19 protein-coding genes and 1 riboswitch are annotated in these 23,479 nt (G+C 72.2%); of the genes, 3 read left to right on the forward strand and 16 right to left on the reverse strand.

What is annotated here, in order from left to right; translation table 11 throughout:
- The first annotated feature begins 101 nt into the window (after positions 1 to 101).
- Positions 102 to 2,633, forward strand: a complete 2,532-nt coding sequence (locus tag IE145_RS14775) for an ABC transporter permease (protein WP_189525514.1) — start codon at positions 102 to 104, stop codon at positions 2,631 to 2,633.
- A gap of 99 nt (positions 2,634 to 2,732) precedes the next feature.
- On the opposite strand, the gene IE145_RS14780 is transcribed toward IE145_RS14775, so the two are convergent.
- From IE145_RS14780 to IE145_RS14845, 14 genes are all read right to left on the reverse strand, one after another.
- Entirely contained in the window at positions 2,733 to 4,052 is a 1,320-nt protein-coding gene (locus IE145_RS14780) for a class I SAM-dependent methyltransferase (protein ID WP_189525515.1), read from the reverse strand.
- A gap of 344 nt (positions 4,053 to 4,396) precedes the next feature.
- A complete protein-coding gene (locus IE145_RS14785; RefSeq protein WP_189525516.1) occupies positions 4,397 to 5,782 on the reverse strand; it encodes an NAD(P)/FAD-dependent oxidoreductase in 1,386 nt (461 codons plus the stop codon).
- A 428-nt stretch (positions 5,783 to 6,210) separates the two neighbouring features.
- Positions 6,211 to 7,155 carry a Ppx/GppA phosphatase family protein gene (locus IE145_RS14790; RefSeq protein WP_189525517.1) on the reverse strand — a complete coding sequence of 315 codons (945 nt, stop codon included), beginning with the start codon at positions 7,153 to 7,155 and terminating at the stop codon, positions 6,211 to 6,213.
- Positions 7,152 to 7,766 (reverse strand): DUF501 domain-containing protein, encoded by a 615-nt coding sequence (locus IE145_RS14795; protein ID WP_189525518.1) that lies wholly within the window; start codon positions 7,764 to 7,766, stop codon positions 7,152 to 7,154. The genes IE145_RS14790 and IE145_RS14795 overlap by 4 nt, the downstream gene beginning before the upstream one ends.
- Positions 7,767 to 7,814: 48 nt before the next feature.
- Positions 7,815 to 8,294, reverse strand: a complete 480-nt coding sequence (locus IE145_RS14800) for an FtsB family cell division protein (protein ID WP_189525519.1) — start codon at positions 8,292 to 8,294, stop codon at positions 7,815 to 7,817.
- 94 nt (positions 8,295 to 8,388) lie between these two features.
- A complete protein-coding gene (gene eno / locus IE145_RS14805; RefSeq protein ID WP_006125111.1) occupies positions 8,389 to 9,669 on the reverse strand; it encodes a phosphopyruvate hydratase in 1,281 nt (426 codons plus the stop codon).
- A gap of 323 nt (positions 9,670 to 9,992) precedes the next feature.
- Positions 9,993 to 10,700 carry a transglycosylase family protein gene (locus tag IE145_RS14810; RefSeq protein WP_189525520.1) on the reverse strand — a complete coding sequence of 236 codons (708 nt, stop codon included), beginning with the start codon at positions 10,698 to 10,700 and terminating at the stop codon, positions 9,993 to 9,995.
- 5 nt (positions 10,701 to 10,705) lie between these two features.
- Positions 10,706 to 10,883, reverse strand: a riboswitch (cyclic di-AMP (ydaO/yuaA leader).
- Between the two features lie 287 nt (positions 10,884 to 11,170).
- Positions 11,171 to 12,217 (reverse strand): transglycosylase family protein, encoded by a 1,047-nt coding sequence (locus IE145_RS14815; protein ID WP_189525521.1) that lies wholly within the window; start codon positions 12,215 to 12,217, stop codon positions 11,171 to 11,173.
- Positions 12,218 to 12,393: 176 nt separating this feature from the next.
- On the reverse strand, positions 12,394 to 13,698 hold the full coding sequence (locus IE145_RS14820) for a cytochrome P450 family protein (protein WP_189525522.1): 1,305 nt from the start codon (positions 13,696 to 13,698) through the stop codon (positions 12,394 to 12,396).
- A gap of 157 nt (positions 13,699 to 13,855) precedes the next feature.
- Positions 13,856 to 14,863, reverse strand: coding sequence for a nucleoside triphosphate pyrophosphohydrolase (locus IE145_RS14825; protein ID WP_189525523.1), 1,008 nt, complete (start codon positions 14,861 to 14,863; stop codon positions 13,856 to 13,858).
- Between the two features lie 45 nt (positions 14,864 to 14,908).
- The gene (locus IE145_RS14830; protein ID WP_189525524.1) at positions 14,909 to 15,562 is read right to left on the reverse strand and encodes a SurA N-terminal domain-containing protein; all 654 of its coding nucleotides are present in this window, start codon (positions 15,560 to 15,562) and stop codon (positions 14,909 to 14,911) included.
- 151 nt (positions 15,563 to 15,713) lie between these two features.
- On the reverse strand, positions 15,714 to 17,366 hold the full coding sequence (locus IE145_RS14835) for a serine/threonine-protein kinase (protein WP_189525525.1): 1,653 nt from the start codon (positions 17,364 to 17,366) through the stop codon (positions 15,714 to 15,716).
- Positions 17,363 to 17,968: a hypothetical protein gene (locus tag IE145_RS14840; RefSeq protein WP_189525526.1), complete on the reverse strand. Its 606-nt coding sequence runs from the start codon at positions 17,966 to 17,968 to the stop codon at positions 17,363 to 17,365. Before IE145_RS14840 ends, IE145_RS14835 begins: the two co-directional genes overlap by 4 nt.
- 156 nt (positions 17,969 to 18,124) lie before the next feature.
- On the reverse strand, positions 18,125 to 20,410 hold the full coding sequence (locus IE145_RS14845) for an N-6 DNA methylase (protein WP_189525527.1): 2,286 nt from the start codon (positions 20,408 to 20,410) through the stop codon (positions 18,125 to 18,127).
- Positions 20,411 to 20,657: 247 nt separating this feature from the next.
- On the opposite strand from IE145_RS14845, the gene IE145_RS14850 reads away from it, so the two are divergent.
- Entirely contained in the window at positions 20,658 to 21,392 is a 735-nt protein-coding gene (locus IE145_RS14850) for a hypothetical protein (RefSeq protein ID WP_189525528.1), read from the forward strand.
- A 3-nt stretch (positions 21,393 to 21,395) separates the two neighbouring features.
- Here IE145_RS14850 and IE145_RS14855 read toward each other — a convergent pair whose 3' ends face one another.
- Positions 21,396 to 21,947 (reverse strand): cysteine hydrolase family protein, encoded by a 552-nt coding sequence (locus IE145_RS14855; RefSeq protein WP_229825573.1) that lies wholly within the window; start codon positions 21,945 to 21,947, stop codon positions 21,396 to 21,398.
- Between the two features lie 53 nt (positions 21,948 to 22,000).
- Positions 22,001 to 22,747 (reverse strand): GNAT family N-acetyltransferase, encoded by a 747-nt coding sequence (locus tag IE145_RS14860; RefSeq protein ID WP_189525530.1) that lies wholly within the window; start codon positions 22,745 to 22,747, stop codon positions 22,001 to 22,003.
- A 101-nt stretch (positions 22,748 to 22,848) separates the two neighbouring features.
- Here IE145_RS14860 and IE145_RS14865 point away from each other — a divergent pair, with 101 nt between their 5' ends.
- On the forward strand, positions 22,849 to 23,412 hold the full coding sequence (locus IE145_RS14865; protein WP_189525531.1) for a GNAT family N-acetyltransferase: 564 nt from the start codon (positions 22,849 to 22,851) through the stop codon (positions 23,410 to 23,412).
- Positions 23,413 to 23,479 lie beyond the last annotated feature (67 nt).

Raw genomic sequence — 23,479 nt, forward strand, 5'->3', positions numbered from 1 at the left:
GCGACCGGCCGCCGCACGGCTGACGCGTACGGCCGCCCCACCCGGCCCCGTGCCCGCGCGCCCCCGCCCTCCCCTTCCGGAACCCATCCCAGGACACAGACATGTTCCGTACCGCCCTGCGCAATGTGCTCGCGCACAAGGCCAGGCTGCTGATGACCGTGCTCGCCGTCATGCTCGGCGTAGCGTTCGTCTCCGGCACGCTGGTCTTCACCGACACCCTCGGCAACGCCTTCCGCAACCAGTCCGCCAAGAGCTACGACAACGTCGCCGTCTCCATCGAGACGTTCGCCGGCGACGACGAGAAGACCCCCGGCATCGACGACGCCACCCTGGAGAAGATCCGGGGCCTGGACGGCGTCGCCTCCGCCACCGGCCGCGTCAGCGGCTTCGCCGGGGTCGCCGACCCCGACGGCAAGCTGATCGGCAACGGCTGGTCCAACACGGGTGCGAACTTCTCCCCCGGCAAGGACGGCAAGGACATCCAGTACGACTTCACCGAGGGCTCGGGCCCGGTGAAGAACGGCTCGGTCGCGCTCGACAAGGACACCGCGAGCAAGGGCGAGTACAAGGTCGGCGACCCGGTGCGGGTCGCGACCAACGGCCCGGTGAAGGAGTACACCCTCTCGGGGATCTTCACCACCGAGGACGGCGCGGTCAACGCGGGCGGCAGCCTCGTGCTGTTCGACACCCCGACCGCCCAGAAGCTCTACCTGAAGCCCGGTGTCTTCCAGAACGCCACGGTCAGCGCCGCGGCCGGGGTCTCCGACCAGAAGCTGCTGGACGAGGTCGAGCCGCTGCTGCCGAAGGACGCCACCGCGCAGACCGGCAAGGCGCTCGCCGACCAGCAGGCCAAGGACATCGAGTCCGGCCTGACCAGCCTCAACACCATGCTGCTGGCCTTCGCGGGCATCGCGCTGTTCGTCGGCATCTTCCTCATCGCCAACACCTTCACGATGCTGATCGCCCAGCGGACCCGTGAGCTGGCCCTGATGCGCGCCATCGGCGCCACCCGCCGCCAGGTGAAGCGCTCGGTGCTGCTGGAGGCCGCCTTCGTCGGCACCCTCGCCTCGGTCATCGGCTTCCTCCTCGGTCTCGGCCTCGCCACCGGTCTGCGCTCCGCGATGGGCCTGCTGGGCGGCAAGATCCCGGCCGGTCCGCTGATCGTCTCGCCCACCGCCGTCGTCTCCGCCTTCGCGGTCGGCATCCTGATCACCGTGCTGGCCGCCTGGCTGCCCGCCCGCCGGGCCGCGAAGATCGCCCCGGTCGCCGCGATGAGCAGCGTCCACGCCACCGCCTCCGTCAAGTCCCTGGTCGTACGGAACTCGATCGGCGGCGTGATCACCCTGCTCGGCTCCGCCGGCATCGTCGGCGGTGCCGCGACCGGCGGCACCTCCGGCCGGCAGCTGGTCGCCGCGGGCGCGTTCTTCGCCCTGATCGGCGTCATCATCCTGATCCCGCTGCTCTCCCGCCCGGTGATCGCGCTGGTCCGGCCGCTGCTGAAGAAGGTCTTCGGCGTCTCCGGGAAGCTGGCCTCGCAGAACGCGGTCCGCAACCCGCGGCGCACCGGAGCCACCGCCTCCGCGCTGGCCATCGGACTGACCCTGGTCACCGGCATCTCGGTGCTCGGCGTCACGCTCGGCCAGGCCATCGACAAGATGACCACGGACAACATCAAGGCCGACTACATGGTCACGATGGCCAGCGGCGGCTCGCTGGACGAGTCCGCGCTCACGGCCCTGTCGAAGGCCGACGGCGTCACCGCGCTCTCCCCGCAGCAGGCGGCCTGGTTCGAGGTCGACGGTGAGTACCAGTCGGCCTCCGGAGTCACCCCGGGCGACGTGGAGAAGGTCTTCTCGCTGACCACCGAGTCCGGTTCGCTGGCCTCGCTCAAGGACGGCCAGGTCGCGGTCGGCTCCAAGACCGCGAAGTCGAACGGCTGGAAGACCGGCGACACCCTCCCGGTGAAGTTCGACGACGACAAGAAGGGCGAGCTGACGGTCGGGGCGACCTACGAGGAGAACGAGTTCCTCTCGCCCTTCCTGATCCCGAAGGCACTGGCCGACCAGCACAGCGCCTCCACCCGCCCCGAGATCCGCGAGATCTGGATCAAGACGGACGGCGGCGCGAGCAAGGCCAACGAGCAGTCCATCGTGAACGCGCTCGGCGACAACCCGGCGATGAGCATCATGGACCGGCAGGACATCCGTGACATGTTCGGCGGCTTCGTCAACACCGCCCTGAACATCATGTACGGGCTGCTCGCCATGGCCCTGCTGATCGCGGTCCTCGGGGTCGTCAACACCCTCGCGATGTCGGTGTTCGAGCGGCAGCAGGAGATCGGCATGCTCCGCGCGATCGGTCTCGACCGGGGCCGCGTCAAGCGGATGATCCGTCTGGAGGCCGTCGTCATCTCGGTCTTCGGCGCGGTGATCGGGGTCGGCCTCGGGGTCTTCCTCGGCTGGGCGATCGGCCGGACCCTGTCCGCCGACATCCCCGGCTACGCCCTGGTCATCCCGTGGGACCGGCTCGGCATCTTCCTGCTCCTGGCCGGCCTCGTGGGCGTCCTCGCCTCGCTGTGGCCCGCCCGCAGCGCCGCGAAGCTCAACATGCTGACGGCGATCAAGACGGAGTAGCCCGGGGCCCCGGGCCGGGGACGCAGGGGACGGAGAGGGGCCGGTGCACCGCTGGGGAGCGGAGCACCGGCCCCTCGCCCGTGCTCGTACGCGTACGGGTCAGGCGGCCCCCTGCGCGTCCTCGGCGGTCTCCGTCCACGCACGGGTGCGCAGCGGCAGCCGGGAGCCGCCGCCGTCCAGCGGGCGCACCGCGAGGATCTGGTTGACGCCGATCTTGTTGTGCTCGAAGGAGAGGGCCGAGGCGGCCATGTACAGCCGCCAGACCCTGGCCCGGCCCGGGGAGGTGGCGCGTACCGCCTGCTCCCAGTGCCGCTCCAGGTTGGCCACCCACTGGCGCAGGGTCAGCGCGTAGTGCTCGCGCAGCGCCTCGACGTCCCGGGCCTCGAAACCGGCCTCCTCCAGGGTGGCCAGGGTGCGGCCGACCGGGGCCAGTTCGCCGTCGGGGAAGACGTAGGCGTCGATGAACGCGTCGATGCGGTAGGCGTCCTCGTCCTTCTCGGGGCGGCGGGCGATCTGGTGGTTCAGGAGGCGGCCGCCGGGCTTGAGGAGGGCGTAGAGGTCATCGGCGTACTCGCGGTAGCCGACCGATCCGACGTGCTCGGCCATGCCGATCGAGGAGATCGCGTCGTACGGGCCGTCGTGGACGTCCCGGTAGTCCTGGACGCGGATCTCGATCCGGTCGGTCAGGCCCTCCTCCGCGATGCGCTTGCGGGCGTGGGTGGCCTGTTCCCGGGAGAGGGTGATGCCGGTGACCTGCGCCCCGTAGTGGCGGGCGGCGTGGACGGCCATCGAGCCCCAGCCGCAGCCGACGTCCAGGAGCCGGTCGCCCTCCTTCAGGCCGAGCTTGCGGCAGACCAGGTCGAGCTTGTCGCGCTGGGCGTCCTCCAAGGTGGAGCCGTCCTGCCAGTAGGCGCAGGAGTAGACCATGGAGGGGCCGAGGACCAGGGCGTAGAAGTCGTTGCCGACGTCGTAGTGGTGGCTGATGGCCTCCTTGTCGCGGCGTCTGGTGTGCAGCGGGCCGGTGCGGCGGCGTACCTCCTCCGCGGGCGGGGCGGGCGGCGGCCAGGGCCTGGCGAGGTCGAGGAGGCCGCGGGCGAAGGCGCGGACCTTGGGGTCGCGGACCGGGTGGACGGCGTCCTTGGCGTCGGCGCCGCGGTCCCAGAGCAGCCCGGCGATCCGGCCGAGCACCTCGTACAGGTCGCCGTCGACGTCGATCTCCCCGGCCACCCAGGCACGGGCCAGGCCCAGTTCGCCGGGCTTCCACAGGATCCGGCGCAGGGCGCGGCGGTGGCGGATCACGAGGGCCGGGGCGTCGGGCGGCCCCGACTCGCTGCCGTCCCAGGCCCGGATCCGGACCGGCAGGGGTTCCGAGAGCAGCTCTTCGGCGAGAGCGGTCAGCCGCGACGCGGCGTCTGCCATGGCGCACACCTCCGTGGTGTTTCCCCGACAAGCACAGCAAGCACAAGCTCGACAAGCACGAGCAACAGACATGCCCGTAGCCCCGCCACGACACCCCGGGCGCCGTCGCGAGGTACACCTGTGTCAACTCTTCCCGCACACTCCGTCATCCCGCTACCGGGCAACACATGGGCAAAGAACGTGTACGCCCCACCCGCATCGGCGGGGCCGGGCCACCGGCGCCCGCCGGGCCCCGGCCCGGATCCGCGCCCGGGTACGCCGAAGGGGCCGTCCGCACCACGGATGGCGGACGGCCCCTTCGGGCGTCGTACGGGGCGCTCCTCGCGGAGCGGGTCACCGGAGGGTCAGGAGGCCTTGGCCTTCTCGCCCTCGGGCTTGGCGGCGGCCGGAGCCGGGGTCGGCTTGGCGGCCTCGTAGAACTCCTCGCGCGGCGTCTCCATGGCGCCGAGCGAGACGACCTCGCGCTTGAGGAACACCGCCAGCGTCCAGTCGGCGAAGACCCGGATCTTGCGGTTCCAGGTCGGCATGGCCATACCGTGGTAGCCACGGTGCATGTACCAGGCGAGACGGCCCTTGAGCTTGATCTTGACCTTGCCCATGACGATCATCGCGACGCCCTTGTGCAGGCCGAGACCGGCGACCGCACCCTTGTTGGCGTGGCTGTACTCCTTCTGCGGGAAGCCCCGCATGCCGGAGATCACGTTGTCGCCGAGGACCTTCGCCTGACGCAGCGCGTGCTGGGCGTTGGGCGGGCACCAGGCGTTCGGGTTGCCGGCGCGGCGGCCGACCATGTCCGGCACCTGGGCGTTGTCGCCCGCGGCCCAGATGTAGTCGGTGCCCTGCACCTGGAGCTTCTCGGAGGTGTCCACGTGGCCGCGGGGGCCGAGCGGCAGGCCGAAGCGGGCCAGCGCCGGGTTCGGCTTCACACCGGCGGTCCACACGATGGTGCTGGAGTCGACCTCCAGGCCGTTCTTCAGGACCACGTGGCCGTCGACGCAGGAGTCCATCGAGGTGGAGAGGTAGATCTCCACGCCGCGGCTCTCCAGGTGCTCCTTGCCGTAGGCGCCCAGCTTCGGGCCGACCTCGGGAAGGATCTTGTCGGCGGCGTCGACGAGGATGAAGCGCATGTCCTCGCGCTTCACGTTGGTGTAGTACTTCGCCGCGTCGCGGGCCATGTCCTCGACCTCGCCGATGGTCTCCGCACCGGCGAACCCGCCGCCCACGAAGACGAACGTCAGCGCCTTGCGGCGGACGTCCTCGTCGGTCGTGGAGTCTGCCTTGTCCAGCTGCTCCAGGACGTGGTTGCGCAGGCCGATGGACTCCTCGATGCCCTTCATGCCGATGCCCTGCTCGGCGAGGCCGGGGATCGGGAAGGTGCGGGAGACCGCGCCCATCGCGATGACCAGGTAGTCGAAGGGCAGCTCGTAGGCCTCGCCGACGAGCGGCGCGACCGTGGCGACCTTGCGGTCCTGATCGATGGTCGTGACACGACCGGTGAGAACCTCAGCCTTGGGCAGCACGCGTCGCAGCGGGACGACGACATGCCGAGGCGAGATGCTGCCGGCGGCAGCTTCGGGGAGGAAGGGCTGGTACGTCATGTACGACCGCGGGTCGACGACCGTGACGGTCGCCTCTCCGTATCGCATCTTCTTCAGAATGCGACGAGCTGCGTACAGGCCTACGTACCCACCGCCTACAACGAGGATCCTGGGACGCTCCGTGGTGCTCATGCCATCGAGTATCCACCCCGCCCCAGGGGGGTGCTCGTGAGCCCCTTCACAAGGATTGACCGACCCTCTGCTACACTTCGCCGCCCACGTGACCCAGGTCATGGGCACGAAAGGGAACCACTACACCGCGGGAAACGTTGTTCACCGCTTGTGAGCTGGCCCTTGGCCCTTCGGCCGGGGCGAACCACCGCCCCTCTCCCCTCGGGCGCACCACCCCCGAAACGCGTCCGCCGCACTCCGCCACGGCCCCGCGGGCGCCCCGGAAGGGCGTACGGGGCGGGAACCGCGGCCGACAGGGCCGAAATCCTTGTGAAGAAGTTCACGAACTTTCTCGCGGCACACCCCGGAAGGGGGCCGCGGAGCCGCCCACCGAAGCCGGTGGGCGGCTCAAAGGTGCAGGGTACGAAGCGATTGAGCGGCGCTGCCGGTCAGCCCGCCGCACTCCACGCGATGCCGTCCAGGATGTCGTGTTCACTCACGACGACCTCGTGGGCCCCCGTCCGCTCCATCACCGCGAGCAGCACGAGCGCCCCGGCCCCGATCACGTCGACCCGGCCCGGGTGCATCACGGGGATCGCGGCGCGCTCCTCGTGCGTCGAGCGCAGCAGGTGTTCGGTGATCGCGCGGACCTGCCCGCGCGAGACCCGGGCGTGGTGGATGGCCCCGGAGTCGTACTCCTCCAGCTCCAGCGCGATCCCGGCGACCGTGGTGACGGTGCCCGCGAGGCCGACGAGCGTGCCCGCCCCGGTGAGCGGGACGGTGCGCTCGGCGACGTCGAGAGCGGCGTCGATGTCCGCGCGGATCGCGGCGGCCCGCTCGTGGCTCGGCGGGTCCATGACGGCCCCGTCCACCACGAGGTGACGCTCCGTCATCCGCACGCAGCCGATGTCGACGGACCGGGCCGCCGCCACCTCGTCCGAGCCGAGGACGAACTCGGTGGAGCCGCCGCCGATGTCGACGACGAGATACGGCTTCGCCAGATGGTCGCTTCCGGCCAGTTCCCTGGTGGCCCCGTCGAAGGAGAGCTGGGCCTCCTGGTCGCCGGTGATCACCTCGGGCTCGACGCCCAGGATGTCCCGCACCCCGGCCACGAACTCGGCGCTGTTCTCCGCGTCGCGCGAGGCGGAGGTGGCGACGAAGCGGATCCGCTCCGCGCCCAGCTCCTCGATCGCGGCGGCGTACGTGCGGCAGGCCGCGAACGTCCGCTCCAGCGCCTCGGGGGCGAGCCGGCCGGTCTCGTCGACGCCCTGGCCGAGGCGGACGATCGTCATCCGCCGGTCCAGCTCGGTGAAGGAACCGGTGGCGGGGTCCACGTCGGCGACGAGGAGCCGGATGGAGTTGGTGCCGCAGTCGATCGCGGCGACCCGGGTCACGCGCCCTTCCCGTCGGCGGGGCCGTCGAGCGGGCGGAAGGCGAAGCGGCCCTCGTCGCCCTCGTCGACCGTCCGGCCGTCGTCCTCGCCCGCCGGCGCGCACGGCGTGACGCAGGGGCCCTTGGCCCACCACTCGGGCAGCATCGCGATGGCCTCGTCGCCGAGCGGGTTCACCCCGGGCCCCGCGGCCAGCGAGTGGCCGACCAGGACGTGGAGGCACTTCACCCGGTCCGGCATGCCGCCCGCGCTCGGGAAGCCCTCCAGGACCTCGATGGCGTCGCGGCGGGTGATGTAGTCCTCGTGCGCGGCCCGGTAGGCCTTCGCCAGCTCCGGGTCGGTCTCCAGACGGGCCGTCATCTCCTTCATGACCCCGTTGGCCTCCAGCGTGCCGATCGCCGAGGCCGCCCGGGGGCAGGTCAGGTAGTAGGTCGTCGGGAACGGCGTGCCGTCCTCCAGACGGGGCTGGGTCTCCACCACGTCCGGGTTGCCGCACGGGCAGCGGTGCGCGATGGCGCGCAGACCGCGCGGCGGGCGGCCGAGCTGCTGCTCGAACGCGGCGATGTCCGCGTCGGTGGGCTTGGTGGACTCGGTCTGCGGAGGGGGCGTTTCCATGCCTGCCTTGGTTCTGCTCGAAGCTCGTGGAGGGGGGTCGCGGGTCGGTCAGTCGCGGTCGTCACGGTCGGCGCTGTCCACGCCGTCCCAGAGGTTGGATTGCCAGGGGCGGTCGCTCGCCCCGGGCTCCGACCGACGGTCCTTCGCCGCGTCGGGGTCGGCCACGGTGTAGCCGATCTCCCCGGGACGTACGTAATGCAGGTGCTGACGGGCCAGACGCATGATGTACGCGTCGTCCTGGAGCCGCGCCTTCTCGTCCCGCAGCTCCTCGGTGCGCTGCTGCACCTCCCGCGAGAGCCGCTCCTGCTCGGCGATCTCGTCGCGCTGGGAGACGTACTGCCGCATCGGGTAGGCGAGCGCCACCACCAGGGAGCAGACCACCAGCGCCAGGAACGCGGCCCGGCCGGTGAGCCGGGAGCGGCGGTCCTGGCGGCGGTTCTGGGACCGGTACACACGGGCCGCGGTCTGCTCGCCGAGCAGCCGCAGCCTGGTCGCGGTGGAGAACCGGTCGCGGTCCTTGCCGGCCATGTCTCCCCGCCTCCCCATTACATACGTCCGTCCCCGCACACGGTACGGGACCGGGTGCGGGGACGGGCGGAGGCCACCGGCTTGACGCTGCGGGTCAGCCCTTGAAGCGCGGGAACGCGGAGCGGCCCGCGTACACCGCGGCGTCGTCGAGGATCTCCTCGATGCGCAGCAGCTGGTTGTACTTGGCGACGCGGTCCGAGCGGGCCGGGGCGCCGGTCTTGATCTGACCGCAGTTCACGGCGACGGCGAGGTCGGCGATGGTGACGTCCTCGGTCTCGCCGGAGCGGTGCGACATCATGCACTTGAAGCCGTTGCGCTGGGCCAGCTCGACGGCGTCCAGGGTCTCGGTCAGCGAACCGATCTGGTTGACCTTGACGAGCAGGGCGTTGGCGGAGCCCTCCTCGATGCCGCGGGCCAGGCGCTCGGGGTTGGTGACGAAGAGGTCGTCGCCGACGATCTGCACCTTGGAGCCGATGCGGTCGGTGATGACCTTCCAGCCGGCCCAGTCGTCCTCGTACAGCGGGTCCTCGATGGAGACCAGCGGGTACGCGGAGACGAGCTCCTCGTAGTACTCGGTCATCTCGGCGGCCGAGCGGGACTTGCCCTCGAACTCGTAGACGCCGTCCTTGTAGAACTCGGACGCGGCGACGTCGAGCGCGAGCGCGATGTCACGGCCCGGGACGTAACCGGCCTCCTTGATGGCCTCGACGATGAGGTCCAGGGCGGCGCGGTTGGACTCCAGGTTCGGGGCGAAGCCGCCCTCGTCGCCGAGTCCGGTGGACAGGCCCTTGGTCTTGAGGACCTTCTTCAGCGTGTGGTAGATCTCCGCGCCCCAGCGCAGGGCCTCGGAGAAGGACTCCGCGCCGATCGGCGCGATCATGAACTCCTGGATGTCCACGTTGGAGTCGGCGTGCGAGCCGCCGTTCAGGATGTTCATCATCGGAACGGGCAGCAGGTGCGCGTTCGGGCCGCCGAGGTAGCGGAAGAGCGGCAGGTCGGACGCCTCGGAGGCGGCGTGCGCGACGGCCAGCGAGACGCCGAGGATGGCGTTGGCGCCGAGCGACGCCTTGTTCTCGGTGGCGTCGAGGTCGAACATCGCCTGGTCGATGAGGCGCTGCTCGGTGGCGTCGTACCCGACGAGCTCCGGGCCGATCTGCTCGATGACGGCGAGGACGGCCTTCTCGACGCCCTTGCCCTGGTAGCGGTTGGGGTCACCGTCGCGAAGCTCGATGGCCTCGAACGCACCGGTGGAGGCGCCGGACGGAACGGCAGCACGGCCCGTGCTGCCGTCGTCGAGGCCGACCTCGACCTCGACCGTGGGGTTCCCCCGGGAGTCGAGGATTTCCCTGGCTACGACGACGTCGATGGACGGCACGAGGCATCTCCTTCTGGGATCTGACACTGGTTGTGCAGGGTCTCTGTGGCCTTGCGACCCGAGCCTATCCGGCCCGGCCGCGTCCGTCGGCCGACCGCCCGCCTCCTGGGACGAAAAAGGACCCAAGGACCTGCATAACGGGACAGAACTCTAGATATCTACTGGGCGGTAACAACAAGAGGTGAACGCATGCGGGCCCCCGGACGCCCACCGTCCACGAAGAACCCGGCCCGGCGCGCTGGGGGGAAGAGCGCGCCGGACCGGGAAGCCGTGCGAGGAGAAGTGCCGCCGGACACCCCTCCTCCGGGGAGGAGAGACGGCGATTACTTCAGGTGGAGCTGCTGACCCGGGAAGATCAGGTCCGCGTCCTCGACGATGTCGTCGTTGAGCTTGAAGAGCTTGCTCCAGCCGCCCTTGACGCCTTCCTTCTGAGCGATCTTGCTCAGGGTGTCGCCGGCCTTGACCTTGTACTCCCCGTCACCCTTCTTGACCTTCTCGCCGGTCGGGGTGGTGACGGTCTTCTTGCTCTCGGCCTTGGGGGCCTCGCGCTGCTCGCTGCGCGTGGTGGGCTGCTCGGCCTGGCGCTGGGGCTGCGCCTGCTCCGGCTTGCTCTCGGACTGGCCGGAGCCGCCGGGGTTCACGCCCGGGTCCACACCGTCGTTGGTCAGGCCGCCCGCACCGGCGCAGGCCCAGGCACCCGGGCCCTGCATGTCGAGCAGCTTCTCGGCGGTGGCGATCTGCTGGTCCTTGGAGGCCAGGTCGGCGCGCGCGGCGTACTGCGTGCCGCCGGCGGCGGCCCAGCTGGACTGCGAGAACTGCAGTCCGCCGTAGTAGCCGTTGCCGGTGTTGATGGACCAGTTGCCGCCGGACTCGCACTGGGCGACGGCGTCCCAGGTCTCGACGGAGGCGGCGGAAGCGCTGGTCGCGCCCATCAGCGGGACGGCGACGGCGGCACCGGTGACACCCGCGAGGGTGGCGATACGGGTGACCTTGGACGGGCGGCGGTGCTTGCCCTTGCTGTTCAGCAGCATGGAACGAATCTCCTCACCGACGCCTACGAGGTGAGCTGTCGGGTTCGGGCTGATGAGTTGCCCGGCCGTGCGTCCTTGCGCTCGGCTTCACCCCTAGCCGGTCCCGTACGACCCCTCGGAGGGGCCGTGCGGACCCGGCGGCTTACCTGGGTCCCCCGCTCCTGCCTACGGCGCTTACGCGTCTGTTCCCTTCGACCGACGGCAGGATTCGGCGTGACGGTCGACGGGGCCCGCGGTGCGAGCGGTTAGACCGTAAACACAGGCAACCCCGACATTCAAAGATGGACATAGGGGGCAATCACCCCGAACTCGCAGCGGCCGACTGGCCGTTTCCGCAGGTCGGGCGGGATGTGTGCGAATGCACCGGAAGGGGCGCGCGAGTTGAAGCAAAGAGACCCATGTCTCACTTACGCAAAGTGGACATAGGCCTCTTAACTGCCTCTGTTTTCGGGGCTTTTTCCCGAATTGAATCAGTTGGCGGCAGGCGCCTCGGCGGACTTGCCGCCAGGCTCGTCCGCACCTTCCGGCGCGGCCTGGCCGGCCGCCTGATCCAGGCCCAGATCCAGGTTCTGGCCGGGCAGGATCAGGTCCGGGTCGGAGCCCAGGACATCCTTGTTGGTCTCGTACAGGCCGGTCCAGCCACCGGGGAGCTCCTGGGCGTTGGCGATCGCCCAGAGGTTGTCGCCGGGCCGCACGGTGTACGCGCCGGCGGTCGCCGCGCCGCCGTCCCGGGCGTCGCCGTCGCCGCGCGAGGCGTGCCGGCCGGATCCGCGCGGGCCGTCCTCCTGGCCCGGCTCGGCCTCCTCGGGCGCGGGGGCACCGCGGTGCTTGCCGCCCTCACCCTTCGAGGCGCCGGGGCCGGTGGAGGGGTCCGTGGCGTCGGGGGTGCCGGAGGACGGCGGGGCGGTGGGCGTCACGGAGGAGTCGGGGGCTTCGCCACCCTTCTCCCCGTCACCGCTGTCACCCTTGTCCGCCGAGTCGCCCTTCTCACCCTTGCCGCTCTTGTCGCCCTCGCCGGACTCATCGGCTTCACCGGTTTTGCCGGATTCATCCGCTTCGTCAGGCGCGTCCGCTTCGCCGGTCGGGTCGGTCGTCGGGTCGGGGGCCGGCGAGGTGCCCGGGTCGACACCCGGGAGGCTGCCGTCCACCGCGAGACCCGAGATCACCGCACAGCTCGGCCACGCCTTGGGCCCCTGGTCGTCCAGGACCTTCTCGGCGACCGAGATCTGCTGGGAGCGGCTGGCGAGGTCGGCACGGGGCGCGAACTCCGTACCGCCGTACGCCGACCAGGTCTCCTGCGAGAACTGGAGCCCCCCGTAGTAGCCGTTGCCGAGGTCGGCGCTCCACATTCCGCCGCTCTCGCACTCCGCGACCCGGTCCCAGGTGGAGGCCTCGGCGGCGGACGCGCCGCTCGCGCCGAGCAGCGGGATGGCGATGGCCGATCCCGTCACCCCTGCGGCGACGACGATGGCGGGTGCCTGGCGAGGGCGGCGGTGTCTGCCGTTCGCGGAGCCCATGGGTATGCCTTCCGTGCGACTGACAAGCGAGTGACCTGAGCGCCGTGCAGCGGGATTCCGTGCCTGCGTCGGCGCACAAGTGACGCGTGGGCAACGTGCGACCGACGCGTCGAACCGTGAACCTAGCGGGACTCGAACGTGTGTCACAAGTCGATGCAGCGCAGATCACGTGAAAGTCACAGAGTTGACAGCGTGTCACTTTTTTCGGAACGGATTCCCGGCTCGAACTCGACCGGAAGGGTGCGCAGTCCGCGCATGATGAGCCCGCCACGCCAGCGCAAATCAGCAGGTTCTGCCGCAAGTCGCAGGTCAGGAAGGCGTCTCAGGAGGGTCGCCAGCGCGGTCTGCCCTTCGAGCCGGGCCAGCGGCGCACCCAGGCAGTAGTGAATGCCGTGCCCGTAGCCGAGGTGCTGATTGTCACGCCGTGCAAGGTCCAGCGTGTCCGGATCCGTGAACCGTTCCGGGTCGCGGTCGGCCGCCGCGAGCACCACGAGTACGGGATCCCCGGCGGCGATCTCCTCGCCGCCCAGGGTCAGCGGCTCGGTGGCGTACCGCCAGGTCGCCATCTCGACCGGACCGTCGAACCGGAGCAGTTCCTCCAGCCCGGTCGCCGGCAGGGCACTCTCCCCGGCATCGAGGGAAGCCTGGAGCTCGGCCCGCTGCTCGGGGTGGCGCAGCAGGGCGTACGTTCCGTTCCCGATCAGGTTGACGGTCGTCTCGAACCCGGCGAAGAGAAGGATGAACGCCATCGCGGCCGCCTCGTTCTCGGTGAGGTGCTCGCCGTGGTCGCTGGCCCGGATCAGCCCGGAGATCAGATCGTCGCCGGGATTCTCCCTCTTCCGGTGGATGAGTTCGGCGAGATAGCCGCGCATCTTCTTCACCGACCGGGCGACCCCGCCGCGCGGCCCGCCGCCGTGCCGGATCATCATGCCCGCCCAGTCCCGGAAGTCGTCCTGGTCCTCGCGCGGGACGCCGAGCAGGTCGCAGATGGCGTAGATGGGGAGCGGGAAGGCGAAGTCATGGATCAGATCGGCCTCCCCCTCCTCGATGAACCCGTCGATGAGCCGGTCCGTCAACTCCTGCACGCGGGGTGCGAACTCCGCGACCCGGCGCGGGGTGAACGCCTTGGACACGAGCCGGCGCAGCCGGGTGTGGTCCGGCGGATCGATATTGAGCAGATGCGTCATCAGCTCCGCCTTGCGCTCCCCCGGGATCCCCGTCTTCCCCTTGGCGTGCGGCGATTCGGCGTGGTTGGCCGGGTTCTTCGAGAGCCGCGCGTCGGCGAGCGCCTGCCTGGCGTCCCCGTACCGCGTCACGAGCCAGGCCTCGACCCCGCTGGGCAGCGCGGTGCGGTGCACGGGGCGGTGCTCACGGAGCCAGGCGTAGGCGGGGTAGGGGTCGGAGGCGAACTCCCAGGTGAAGAGTTCGGGGGCGCCTTCGGGGGTGGTGGTGCTGTGGGGGCAGGCGGGGGTGTCGTTCACGCTGTGACGTTATCGGGTGCGCCGGGGGCGGGACTGCCGGGCCTGTCGGCGGTCCGGGCGGCCTTGAGAGCGTCCGGCGCGCACGCCCTCCGCGTCGCCACGGGCCCGCGGCACGGCGGGCGACGCGCGCCCGGTTCGATCCCCTGCCGTCACCGGACTAACCCGCGTGCCCCTCCGCCGCCAGGATCGCGTCCCGGTACGCGCGGGCCGCCGCGCGCAGGGCGGCCTCCGGGTCGGTGCCGTTCGCCTCGGCCGCCACGGCCAGGGCGAGAAGGTCGTAGCCGATGGAGCCACCGGAGGGATCGCCGGTCGGGAGGGGGACGTCGAGTCCGGCCGTGCGGACTCGGCTCGCCAGCTTCGCGGCGAGGGCCAGGCCCGGCTGGCCGAGGGGGACGCCTTCGGTGACCGAGGTGCGCTGCTTCTCGATCGCCTTGGTGCGCAGCCAGTGCGCGTGGACGTCCTCGGGGGTCTCTGCCGTCTCGTCGCCGAAGACGTGCGGGTGGCGGTGGATCAGCTTCTCGACGAGGCCGCCCGCCACGTCGTCGATGGCGAAGGGTTCCTCGGGGTCCTCCTCGGCGATGCGCGCGTGGAAGACGACCTGGAGCAGGACGTCGCCCAGCTCCTCGCGGAGTTCGTCGCGGTCGCCGTCCTCGATGGCCTCGACCAGTTCGTACGCCTCCTCGATGGCGTACTTGGCGAGGCCCCGGTGCGTCTTCCGCGAGGTCCAGGGGCACACCCGGCGGATCCGGTCCATGACCTGGACCAGGTCGAGGAGGCGGGCGCCGGGCAGGTCGTAGGAGCCGGGGAGCAGTTCCAGGTCCGGCATGGCCACCCGGCCGGATCCGCCGAGGCGGGCCAGGCCGTCGGTGAGGGGGGCGTTGCCCTCCCCGCCGGTCAGGACGACCACCGTCCGGCCGCCGGCGCAGTCCGCGACCAGCTCGTCCGCGGAGGGCGTGGCGTGTTCGACGTGTACGCCCGCCTCGCGGAGGTAGGGCAGCTGCGGCTGGTCCCGGTCCGCGCACAGGACGCGGTCGGCGGCGTGCAGGGTCTGCCAGGCCGGCCAGGACAGCAGGCCGGGCGCGACCCGGTGGCTGGCGGTGAGCAGGACGATGCGGCCGGGGTCGGCGGGGGTCTCGACGGAGGCGTCGGGGGCTTCGGCGTTCACCCTGCGAACCTACCTCCGGAAGGGATCCGGCCTCCCGCCCGCCGGTCAGGCCTCCGTCGGCTGCTCGGGGGTGAACTTCGTGCGCTGGGTGATCCAGGGCGCGCTGTAGTTGCCGAGCTGCATCTTCTCGTCGTCCCAGGTGCCGAAACGCGGGTTGACGTCGATGTCGAGGGCCTTGGACGCCTTCGTGAGGGCCTCACCGACGACCTGCTGGCCGGCGGGCGTGCCCAGGTCCGCGCCGAGGGCCCGGGCCAGCTTCGGGAGCTGGACCTCCTGGCGCATGTCGGCGTCGATCTGGTCCGGGGCCACCCAGCGCTGCTGGAGCATCATCGCCTCGAACTGCTCCTCGCCGCCCTGCTGGGCGAGGCCGGCCTGCCGCATCTCCTGGACCTCCTTGCGGGAGACCGTGACCCCCGCGTCCTCGGCGGCGCGGTCGAGGATCCGGCCGAAGATCAGCCCGTGCAGCTTGGCCCGGTTCAGCTGGCCCGACTTGTTCACCAGCTGGGCCGCCTGGGGGGAGCTCTCCTGGGCGGCGCGGACCTCCGCGGCCCGCTCCTGGACCGCCGACACCGCGATCCGCTCGCCGCCGACGACGGCCGCGGCACCGGGGTGGGCCTGGTTGCCGCAGGCCGACAGGAGGGGCGCGGCAACGAGTGTTGCGGCGAGGACAGTGAGCGCGGTGCGACGACGGCGGTGCAAAGGAGCCTCCCGGGGAGAGTTTGTGCATCGGTGCACAAAGCCTTGCGGTGATCGATGTTAGGCAGTGGATGTGGCCTGTGCCACTGATTCGACCAACGATTCGGGAGGAGTTGGGGATGTGGTCCGCGAAGGGCGGTGCTCCGGGGCGCTGTCAGCCGCCGCGGACGTCCCGCTGGTGGCTGAGCAGGCGGCGCAGGTCCATGGGCAGCGGGTGGTGCGGTCCGTAGGTGCGCTCGGCGTCGTACAGCAGCGCCTGGAGCTGGGCCCGGCCCGCGGTGTGGTCGCCGACCGCCAGGAGGAGTTGTCCGATGCGGTGCCGGATGTCGAGGGCGCGGCCGGGGTCGGAGGTGATCGGCCCGTAGGCGTTCTCGTAGTACGGGAGGACCGCGCGGTACTCGACCAGCGCGGCCCCGGCCTCGCCGAGCTGTTCCAGGCACTGGGCCGCGTCGTAGCGGAACTGGAGGGCCTGGGTGTCGGCCGGGCCCGCCTCGGCGGTGCGGTCCTCCGCGAGGCGGCGCAGTTCGGGCAGGGCGCGGCGGTACTGGCCGTCGTCCATGAGCGTCGCGGCGTACTGCTTGCGCAGGATGCGGACGACCGGTGAGCGCTCGCCGTGCTCCGCGGCGGCGGCCGGGAGGGTGGCGCCGAGGATGTCCACGGCCTGGGTGATCCGGCCCTCGCCGAGCAGCTTCTTCACCTCGTCCACGGCCCGCGCGACGTCCAGCCGGCCGGGCGGCGGGGTGGTGGGGCGGGCAGGGGCGGCCGGGGACGGGACGACGGCCGGGGGCGGGGTGAAGGACGGCGGGGCGCCGAGCGCGGGCGGCGGCGTGGTGAAGGCGGGCTGCGGCGCGGCGAAGGCGGCGGGGGCGGGTACGGGTGCCGGGGTGGCGGCCCGGTCCGGCCAGGGGGCGTGCGGCCGCAGGAACGGGCGGGTCGGGTCGAGCGGCCCGGCGGGGGTGCCGTGCTTCGGCAGCAGCGGGGCCAGCTCCTCGTACACCTCCTGCGCGGAGGCGGGCCGGTCCTGCGGGTCCTTGGCCAGCAGCCGCAGGACGAGGGCCTCCAGCGCGACGGGCGCCTCGGGGCGCTTCTGCCGGACCGGGACCGGGGCCTCGTAGAGGTGGCGGTGCAGGACGCCCAGCGCGGTGGACCCGGCGAACGGCACGTCGCCGCTGACGAGTTCGTGCAGGAGGACCCCGAGGGCGTACAGGTCGGTGTACGGGCCGACCGCGCCGCCCATCGCCTGCTCGGGGGCCATGTAGGCCGGGGAGCCGATGGGCGAACCGGTGTGGGTGAGGCGGGTGGTGTCGGTGTCGAGGACGGAGGCGACGCCGAGGTCGAGCACGGTGACCGTGCCGTCGGGTCGGACCATCACGTTCCCGGGCTTGAGGTCGCGGTGGACGATCGGCACGGCGTGCACCGCGCAGAGGACCGCGCAGAGCTGGGCGGCGACCGCGACGGCCCACGGCCAGGGGTACGGGTCCTGCTCGGCCAGATGGTCGGCGAGGTCGGCGCCCTCGACGTACTGCATGACGAGGTAGAGGTCGTCACCGTCACTGCCCGCGTCGTGGACGGTGACCAGACCGGGGTGGTCGACCTGTGCGGTGACCCGGCACTCGCGGACGAACCGGCGGCGCAGTTCGTCGGCCGCGTCGCTGCCGGTGGGCCCGGCGACGCGGTCGGGGCGCAGCAGTTTGACGGCGACGCGGCGGTCGAGGCGCCGGTCGTACGCCGTCCACACCTGGCCCATGCCGCCCTGGCCGAGGATGGTGGCCAGTTCGTAGCGGTCGGCGATGGTCCGCCCGCTCACCGGCCCTCGCCGTCCCTGCTGTCCCTGTTCTCCTTGCGGAGGTAGTCGCTCAGCTCATCGAGCTCGGCCCGGACCTGGTCGAGGCGCTGGGGCGCGGGCTTGGGGGTGGGCGGCGGGGTCGGCGCGGTGTACGGGTTGGGCTGCGGGTACTGCTGGGGCTGGTGCTGCTGGTGCGGGGCGAGGTGCTGTTGCTGGTACGGGAGCGGGGGGGCCGGGTGCGCGGGGGCGCCGTACGGGGCCGGGGCGCCGAGGGCGTTGTAGTGCCGTATCTCCGCGTACAGGTAGTAGGTGATCACCCCGGCCAGCAGGCCGAGGATCCAGAGCATCATGATCAGCGCCGCCGCGTCCGACATCTCGTCGGGGTCGTCCGGCGTGGCCATGATGAAGGCGAACAGTCCGATGTTCAGGGCGATCACGACCACCAGCAGGAACCAGTCGCGCGGCTTGCGGGTGACGATCGCGAGCCGCAGCATCGCCGCCCAGCCCAACAGGCCGCAGCTCAGCACGGTCAGCGCCACGAGGACCACGCGCACCGTCGTGAGCGTCGCCGGGGACGGCCGCGGTGTCGTCGGCTGCTGCGGCATGGGGCCGTAGCCGTGCATGTGCTGCTCCTGGGAGGCGTATGTCGGACGTGTGGGGTGAGCGTATACACCTCCGCCGACCGGCTGACCCCGGTTGCCCCCAAGGTTGTCCTCAACGTTGTGTGCGGCGGTCCTCCCCGGCCGGTCGCCGCGGCGGGGCCGTCCGGCGCGGCCGGCTCATCCGGGCGTGACCGTGCCGTCCGTCAGGCCGTCGTACATCCCCTGGACCAGTTGGCCGCCGAGCCGCCCCGCCGTACGCAGCGCGTCCTCGAAGGCGGCGAGTTCGCGGAAGCGCTCCCCGTACCGCTGCTGCTCGGCGAGCGGCATCCGGGGCAGTTGGAGGCGGCGCGCGTCCAGCCGGGCGGCGGTGGACGCGTAGCTGCTGGCCTGCCGGTGGTTGGCGGTGCCGCGCAGGAAACCGGCGAGAAACCAGGGGTCTACGGCGGCCGGGTCCGGCCGCAGGAGCTGGAGGTTGCGGCCGAGCGCGGCCCCGGCCGTCGACGCGTCCACGACCCGGGCCGCCGTGGAGCCGCCGAGCACGGGCACGACGACGTCGCCGGGTTCGAGCAGGACCGGGTCGTCGGCGGGCGCCCCGCCCGGGGCCTCCCGCTCGGTGGGCGGGAGGGCGGTCGGGGCCGCGCCGGTGAGGACGTCGTGCTCGGTGAGGACGGCGGCGGCCGTACCGCCGGGGACCGCCGTACCGCTGTGCAGGAACAGCGCTCCGGCGCGGGCGAGTTCGCCGACGGTGGTGAGCGGGCGGTGCGCGGGCGCGGCGGGCGCGGCGGTGGGCGGGACGAGGCCCGAGGTCAGGCGGAGCGTCTCGGTGAGGCGTTCCCGGACCTCGCCGAGCCCGGCCGCTCCGCCGCCGGACGCCGGGCGCGGCAGATGGCGGGCCGGGGCCAGGTCCACGTCGTCGTCGAGGAGTTCGATCACGGGCACGACGCGGCTGACCCCCTCGACGTCGGCCTGGTCGCGCCAGGCGTCGAGGACGGCGGAGCGTACGGCGGGCCAGTCGAACCGTTCGCGTCCGCCGCCCGGGGCCTTGCCGCCGGCCGCTTTGCCGCCGGGCGGGCGACCGGGGCCCGTGGATGTGTCCGGGACCGGTCCCGGGAGGCCGGCGGTGTCGGCGAGGAGGAGATCGGCGGCGGGCCGCACGCCGGGATCCGGCTTGCGCAGGATCCAGAGGTGGAGCGGAATGCCGTACGGAGGGGCGGAACCGGCCGGCAGGGCGATGACGGCGCGGAGGGCTCCCCGGCGCAGGAGCCCGGCGCGGATCCGGCGGCCGGAGCGGCGGGAGGCGGCGGCGGGCGGCATCAGCAGGACGGCGGTGCCGCCGTCGCGCAGCCGGGCCAGGGCGTGCTGGACCCAGGCCAGTTCGGACTCGGTACGGGCGGGGAGGCCGTACTCCCAGCGAGGGTCGTAGGCCAGTTCGTCGTGTCCCCAGTTGCGTTCGTTGAACGGCGGGTGGCAGAGCACGGTGTCGGCGGCCAGCTCCGGGAAGGCGTCGGCCCGCAGCGTGTCGCCCGTCCGCGCGGTCGCCCCGGGGGCGGCCGTCCGCGCGGTCGCCCCGGGGGCGGTGCGAGGGGTTCCTCCGGCGGCCAGGGCGAGGCGCAGGGCCGTGAGCGCGGCGAGCGCCGGGTCGGCTTCCTGGGCGTACAGGTCGGCGGGCCCGCCGACCGCCCGGAGCAGGGCGCCGGTGCCGGCGGCCGGGTCGAGGACGCTGCGGACGGGCCGCTCCCGCGCCGCCCGGATCGCGTCCTTCGGCGGTTCGGCGAGGTCCACCATCAGCTCGGCGAGCTGGGGCGGGGTCAGCGTGTACTGGCGGGGGTTGGCGTCCAGCTGCCGGCCGAGCAGGAACTCGAAGGCCTGACCGGCCCCGATCCCGGCGGCCAGCTCAGCGGCCGCGCGCAGCAGCGGCACGGACGGGAGCAGGTCACGCTCGGAGGGCGCGTGAACACCTCCCGGCTCCGGTGAACCAGCCCCGTGAACACCTCGCGGGTCCGGCGCACCGGCCGTGTGAACATCTGCCGGCTCCGGCGCACGCGCCCCGTGAACACCGGCGGCCCCGGGGCCGAACCTCGCGGTGAGGACGTGCTCCATGGCCTGCGGCAGCAGGGCGGCCATCCGCTCGTCCGGGGTCGCCGCGAGCTCCAGCCAGGCGGTGGGCCGGTCACGGACGAGCAGCAGGGCGCAGCCGACGTGGATCAGGGCACGGCCCGCGCCCGCAGGATGTCCGGCGACCGCTTGCCAGACGCGCTCGCGGAGTGGCACCTCGGCGAGTTTCCCCTGGTCGCGCAGCCACGCCTCGACCTCGGACAGCGCGAAGGACGGGCTGGTGCCGGTCCCGCCGACCGGCTGCGGGAAATCGGCGTACCGACGGCGCCAGTTGCTGACGGCGGCGCGTCCCACGCCCGCGAGTCGGGCGATCCCGGCGGCGGTGACCTCGGTCGCGTTCTCCGGCACTGGCCATCTCTCCTCGGTCCGTACGCCCTGCTTGTCTTGCCTGCCCGCGAGCATAGCGACTCTCCCGCGCCACACCCGCAGAGCCCGTTGCCCGACACATCTCGCGTGAACCGTGTTGACTCGGTTCACAAGCTTTGCTCTTATTGACTCGCCGCCACGGGGGCATCTCGGAAGGGGTGTTCCTCCAGGGGGCGTTCGTCATCCGCTGTCCGGCGCGCCCAGCGCCCCTCCTCCCGGAGCCTGACCCATGCGTCTCGTCACCCGTATCTCCGTCAACACCCTCTGCGCGCTGGCCCTGGCCGGTCTCGTCGCCTGCGGCACGGACTCCCCGAAGGAGACCGGGCCGTTCGCCGGCCAGTCGGGGCCGGAGGTCGTCGACCAGGCCCTGAAGAAGACGACCGGGGTGAAGTCCTTGCGCATGGACCTCGACATGACCACCGCCGACGGCCGGATCAAGGCCGTGTTCGCATCGAGCCTGGGCGGTGACTGCACGGGGAAGATGACCATGGGCGGCGAGGGCAGGATGGATGTCGTCAAGACGGGCGAAACGGTCTACACGAAGTTCGACGAGGCCCTGCTGCGCGAGCAGTCGAAGGGCGAGCCGAAGGCGGACGTCGACGCGGTGGTCGAGCTGCTCGCGGGCCGCTGGACGGAGTCGAAGGCGTCCGACCCGGACACCAGGGAATCCATCGAGTTCTGCGACCTGAAGGGGCTCCTGAAGGATTTCGAGGGGAACGACAACGCCGCCCGGAAGAAGGGCACCACGACGGTCGCGGGCACTCCGGCCCTCCGGCTCACGGAGAAGGAGGGCAAGGAGACCTACACCGTCGACGTCGCGGCCGAGGGCGCCCCGTACATCCTGCGCATCACGTCCCGGGGCGGCGAGGAGCCGATGACGATGAACCTGTCCGACTTCGACGTGCCGGTCGTGGCGGAGAAGCCCGCCGCGAAGGACATCGTCGACCTCGACCTGGAGCAGTAGGAGTCAGTCCGGGGTGGAGGCGCCCGGGGGGCACGAGCCGGTTCCGCGCCCGAAGTCGACCTCGGCGGCGGGCAGCACGCGCACCCGGCGCCCCGGGAAGCGGAGGTTCCGGTAGATCTCGTTGTGGTGCGCGACGGACGCCTCCGGTGCGGCGTACCGGCCGGAGGTGGCGGGCCGGAGAGACGTGGTGTGCCCGTCCGCGACGAGCACCACATCGTACCCCCGGCTCAGCGCCTGCCGGGCCGTGGATTCGACGCAGATCTCGGTGGCGAACCCGGTGACGACGACCTCGGTCACTCCCCGGGCGCGCAGGGCGGCGTCCAGCCGCGTGCCGAGGAAGCTGTCCGGGGCGGACTTGGGTACGACGGTGTCCCCGGCGGCAGGGGCCAGTTCGGGCACGATCCGCCACCCGTCCGTACCCGGCTCCAGCTCCTCGTCCTGCTGCTGCGCGAACACCACCGGGGCCCCGGCCGCCCTGGCCCGCGCCTGGAGACCGGCGATGGCCGCGACGGTGGCGGACGGGCGGTGCGCGATCGCGACGAGGGTGTTCTGCATGTCGATGACGAGGAGCGCGGAGGTGGGCGACGCCGCGGAAGCGCCTCTCGCCGTCACAGCCGGTGCCGTACCCACACGTTGGGCTCGACGTACACCGCGTACCCGTGATCGAGCGCGCAGTGCACGGGGACGAGCGCCCCCGGCACCTCCACCGGACCGTCCGTGTCGAACGGCAGCCCGGTCCATTCCCGCCACTGCGCCAGCGAACCGCTCACCGTCATCGACACGGTGGCGACCGAGTCCACCGTCCCGCCCGCCCGGGCGTGGACCCGCAGCCAGGGGTCCTCGGGCAGCCCGTCCTCGGGGCGGGTCAGCCGGGCGTACTCCTCCATCGGCACACCGGCCCTGAGGTGCTTGCCGCTCGGCCGCACCGGGGCGACGACCTCCCGGAAGCCCTGCCGCCGCGCGTTGTCCCGCATCGCGGCGAGCATCCGGCCCGATATCCCCTTGCCCTGATGGCCGGTGGCCACCGTGATCTCGATCGCGCCGAGCGTGTCGGGCGTCCGCCCGCGCCGCAGGTCGGCGAAGGCCCACAGCAGCATCCGGTCCCAGCCGCCGACGGGCAGTTCACCGCGCCCGGGAGCGTCCAGCACGAAGGGCACGCTGTAGGCGCGGGCGACCACCACACCCTCGGGGTCGGTGGCGACCAGCACGTACTGGGGGAACTCGACGGCGATCCGGGCGAAGTTGGCCCATCCGACGATGTCCTCCAGCACGAACTCCGGCCAGGTGTCCGGCATGCCGTCCAGGGCGCCGGCGAGCTCGGGACGCTCGGCGAGGGTGGTGATGTTCAGCTCCATACGCCAGGACCCTAGGCAGCCCGCACCGCTCTGACCAGCGAAATATCGGCGCGGGGCCACCGCGCTCCTGAGGGCGGGCCGCCCGGCTACCCTCTCGCCGCATGACGACGACACCACCATCACCGGGCTCCCCCGTCCCCGTACGCATCCGGCCCTGCCGGGCGGCGGACCTCGACGTGCTGGAACGGCACATGCCCTCGCCCGGCCGGACCCGGCGGCACGCGGCCCGGTTCGACCGGCAGGAGCAGGGGCTCGCCACCTTCCTCACCGCCTGGGCCGAGGGCGACGTACCCGTCGGGACGGCGCAGATCCTGTGGCGGGGCTGCGCGGCCCCGGAGGTACAGGCCCGCTTCCCCGGCTGCCCCGAGTTGAACGGGCTCGGCATCTGGCCACCGGAGCTGCGTTCCCGGGGCATCGGTACGGCGTTGATCCGGGCGGCGGAGGAGCGGGTCCGGGCCGCCGGCCACCCCCTCGTCGGCCTGGGCGTGGACGACGACAACGCCCGGGCGGCCGCGCTCTACCTGCGGATCGGCTACCGGGAGACGGGCTGCCGCTACCTGGACCGGTACGCGTACATCGACGACGACGGCGTCCGGCACGAGGTCGCGGATCCGGCCCGCTTCCTGGTCAAGGAGCTGGACGGGGGCACTCCGGGGCCGATGTGATCCGCCCGGAACCGTGAGGTGTGCATGCCGCGTCCCCACCCGTGACTTTCCACCCCGTGCGCCACCC

It is taken from the genome of Streptomyces sindenensis (genome assembly GCF_014649035.1).
Taxonomy (GTDB): Bacteria; Actinomycetota; Actinomycetes; order Streptomycetales; family Streptomycetaceae; genus Streptomyces; species Streptomyces sindenensis.

Coding starts and splice junctions, on each gene's coding strand:
- IE145_RS14780 (WP_189525515.1), bottom strand. CDS start 4,052: ATGGCAGACGCCGCGTCGCGGCTGACCGCTCTCGCCGAAGAGCTGCTC.
- IE145_RS14815 (WP_189525521.1), bottom strand. CDS start 12,217: ATGGGCTCCGCGAACGGCAGACACCGCCGCCCTCGCCAGGCACCCGCC.
- IE145_RS14860 (WP_189525530.1), bottom strand. CDS start 22,747: ATGGAGCTGAACATCACCACCCTCGCCGAGCGTCCCGAGCTCGCCGGC.
- IE145_RS14800 (WP_189525519.1), bottom strand. CDS start 8,294: ATGGCCGGCAAGGACCGCGACCGGTTCTCCACCGCGACCAGGCTGCGG.
- IE145_RS14855 (WP_229825573.1), bottom strand. CDS start 21,947: ATGCAGAACACCCTCGTCGCGATCGCGCACCGCCCGTCCGCCACCGTC.
- IE145_RS14785 (WP_189525516.1), bottom strand. CDS start 5,782: ATGAGCACCACGGAGCGTCCCAGGATCCTCGTTGTAGGCGGTGGGTAC.
- IE145_RS14810 (WP_189525520.1), bottom strand. CDS start 10,700: ATGCTGCTGAACAGCAAGGGCAAGCACCGCCGCCCGTCCAAGGTCACC.
- IE145_RS14840 (WP_189525526.1), bottom strand. CDS start 17,968: ATGCACGGCTACGGCCCCATGCCGCAGCAGCCGACGACACCGCGGCCG.
- IE145_RS14865 (WP_189525531.1), top strand. CDS start 22,849: ATGACGACGACACCACCATCACCGGGCTCCCCCGTCCCCGTACGCATC.
- IE145_RS14775 (WP_189525514.1), top strand. CDS start 102: ATGTTCCGTACCGCCCTGCGCAATGTGCTCGCGCACAAGGCCAGGCTG.
- IE145_RS14795 (WP_189525518.1), bottom strand. CDS start 7,766: ATGGAAACGCCCCCTCCGCAGACCGAGTCCACCAAGCCCACCGACGCG.
- IE145_RS14850 (WP_189525528.1), top strand. CDS start 20,658: ATGCGTCTCGTCACCCGTATCTCCGTCAACACCCTCTGCGCGCTGGCC.